Origin of the sequence: Stenotrophomonas sp. 3diitr2024 (assembly GCF_042136455.1) — a bacterium.
In the GTDB taxonomy this organism is placed as follows: domain Bacteria; phylum Pseudomonadota; class Gammaproteobacteria; order Xanthomonadales; family Xanthomonadaceae; genus Stenotrophomonas; species Stenotrophomonas sepilia.
Genome location: NZ_JBHHMJ010000575.1, coordinates 1 through 560, shown reverse-complemented (window position 1 = coordinate 560; position 560 = coordinate 1). Strand labels below are relative to the sequence as shown.

At 34.1% G+C, this 560-nt stretch carries 1 protein-coding gene and 1 pseudogene; both read left to right on the top strand.

Features of this window, described 5'->3' with window-relative positions:
* Positions 1-503, top strand: a 503-nt coding sequence (locus ABGA94_RS14820; RefSeq protein ID WP_375367645.1) for a hypothetical protein, incomplete at its 5' end; no start/stop codon positions are given.
* Positions 500-560: pseudogene (locus ABGA94_RS14815) on the top strand (anthranilate/aminodeoxychorismate synthase component II); the annotation flags it as partial. The gene ABGA94_RS14820 and the pseudogene ABGA94_RS14815, both read left to right, overlap by 4 nt.

Genomic DNA, 560 nt, shown 5'->3' with positions numbered 1-560 from the left:
ATTCATATGTATTAGGTATTTTTCAAGGTAATACAGAACAACCGAAAAAAACTTGGGATTTGTATATAGACTCGTATCAGATAGTAAAAGATACATTTGAAAGATTTCATAATTTAATACCTCTACAATCCTTAGAGTTTTTATCCAAGAGGCTACTCAATAACTCAATATCAAATGTGGAAAGAAGACATGTTGAACATATACGGAGAAGAGTCAAAAGAGTTTTGAACGAGGTAGATAATGCTCTATATGATGATATCTTAACGAAATATAACATCTTTAATGCAGATACCCAGAGAAAGTGTGCATCTTTATTTAAGATTGTGTTGGCGGGTCAGAGTATTAACTTAAATGATAGAGATGTTCAACTTAATACTAAACAAAATGTAGTGTTAATTTTAGATGGTATTATTTATTCTTCAAGGAATGAGAGGTTTCATGGGGATTCGTTTCCGCAATTCTTAAGTAGTAAGGCTAAAATGTCAACTTTCGCTAGTGGATGATCGACAACTACGACAGCTTCACCTACAACCTCGTGCAGTACCTGCAGACGCTGGGCG